Origin of the sequence: Trebonia sp., assembly GCF_049794275.1 — a bacterium.
Taxonomy (GTDB): domain Bacteria; phylum Actinomycetota; class Actinomycetes; order Streptosporangiales; family Streptosporangiaceae; genus Trebonia.
In genome coordinates this window covers 1-1,696 of sequence record NZ_JBARCR010001002.1, presented here as the reverse complement: position 1 = coordinate 1,696, position 1,696 = coordinate 1, and the positions used below count along the sequence as shown (strand labels likewise).

Here is a 1,696-nt window from a genome sequence, read left to right as displayed (position 1 = left end):
CCGGTGAGGCCGTCGGCGCGCAGCCATTCCAGCAGGGTCATGTGACCGCCGACCTCGCCGAGCTCGCGAGTCCGCCCGTTGACCACCAGCTGAGGTTTCACCGCACGCTCCCAGGGACAACTCTGTCTCTTACCGACGATAACGCCGTCAGAAGCCGGGAATGGCCTGCCAGGCCCGGCCGGGGTCGGGAGCGTCGTCGCGGGTCACGGTGCCTTCGATCAGGCCGTACGGGCGGTCCGCGGCGTAGTACACCTCGTTGTCGTTCGGCAGCCCGAACGGGCTCAGATCGACGAGGAAGTGATGCTTGTTCGGCATCGACATCCGGATCTCGGCCACCTCGGGGTGCGCCTCGAGCACCTGTTCGCCCATGAAGTAGAGCGTCTGCTGAAGAGCCAGGCTGTGCTTGGTCGCGAACGACTCGATCAGGATGCACCGCACGTCGGCGTAGGTCTTCCCCCAGTCCACGTCGGTGCCCGCGTACCGCCAGCGCGCGGTGACCGCGGTAGCCAGGACGCGGTCCCTGGTCTCCTGCAGCGAGGTGTACCGGTCGCGCGGGAAACCCCAGAACTCCGACCCGGTCGACTTGAGCACCACCAGGTCGGTCAGGCCCGAGATCACCCAGGCCTGCTCGCCGTCGATGGTGACGTCCGTGGTCCTGGTGCCGCCCCCGGCCCGTGTGAAGGCGTGCCCGTGCTCGGCGCCGTCCGCCATGATCCGGTCCCAGCCGTACTCCTGGATGCTGATCTTCGCGCCGGTCACCCACTCGAAACTGTCCGTGAAATGCCGGCCAAGGCGCAACGCGAACGTCTCGATCTCGGCTACCCCGTACTGCTGGGCGAAGGCGTAGACGGTGTTCTTCTGGGTGTCGGTGGCGACGACCTTCGAGTTGTCGCCAAGCAGGTGAGCGTCGGCGAAGTCGCCGCGCAGCGCGCTCGACACGTTCAGGTCCTTGACCTGGTGCCGGTCACCGTCGCGGGTGACGTGGACCAGGCGGACTTCCGCCTTGCCGTACTGGTTGTCGCCGAAGGTGATGGCCATGATCACTCCGCGATCTCTCGTGCGCTCATCTCCTCATGGTGCTGCAGCGATGCCGCGTGCGCCATGCCAGCGCCCCCCGGCCGTCGAGCCAACGCATGCCAGCATGACGAAGCCCCGGCCGCCATGAGGGACGGCCGAGGCTCCAGTAGGGCGAGGTCAGGTGGTTGTGCCCTGGTTAAAGCGGTACCGGGTCTGGGTGTAGGGGCTCTTACCGAACGAGAGGACCTTCACCGGTGTGACGCCGAAGACCAGCCCCTGGCGGCCATCGTCATCGCCGAACACCTCGCCGGTGACCTCGAAATCCCAGTCGAGCTTGGACTTCCACATCGCCGCCAGCCGTTGGAGCTGCGCGGTGTGGGTCACGCGAGCGGCGGTTCCCTCGACCACGACGTCGAGCCCCGACCGGAGATGGCTGGTGCCGGTGGTGAGGATGCAGCGGGGATTGGACTCGAGGTTCTTCGCTTTCTGCTCATGCGAGCCGGCGCAGAAGTGAAGCGTCCCGTCGAGCCATATCGCCGGGAGCGGCGTGACGTGCGGCCGCCCATCGCGACGTACGGTGGACAGCCAGAACATCTCTGACTTCGACAGCACATCGGCCACCTCGGCCCACGGCCGGGCCGCAGCACCCGGCTCACTGAATCCCTCGTTCAACTCTACG

2 protein-coding genes are annotated in these 1,696 nt (G+C 66.9%); both read right to left on the bottom strand.

What is annotated here, in order from left to right; translation table 11 throughout:
* Positions 1-147 precede the first annotated feature (147 nt).
* Positions 148-1,038, bottom strand: a complete 891-nt coding sequence (gene pucL / locus WA805_RS25345; protein ID WP_425243590.1) for a factor-independent urate hydroxylase — start codon at positions 1,036-1,038, stop codon at positions 148-150.
* A 156-nt stretch (positions 1,039-1,194) separates the two neighbouring features.
* Positions 1,195-1,696 (bottom strand): pyridoxamine 5'-phosphate oxidase family protein (locus WA805_RS25340; RefSeq protein ID WP_425238692.1); only part of this gene is annotated, 502 nt, incomplete at its 5' end.

Coding starts and splice junctions, on each gene's coding strand:
- pucL (WP_425243590.1), bottom strand. CDS start 1,038: ATGGCCATCACCTTCGGCGACAACCAGTACGGCAAGGCGGAAGTCCGC.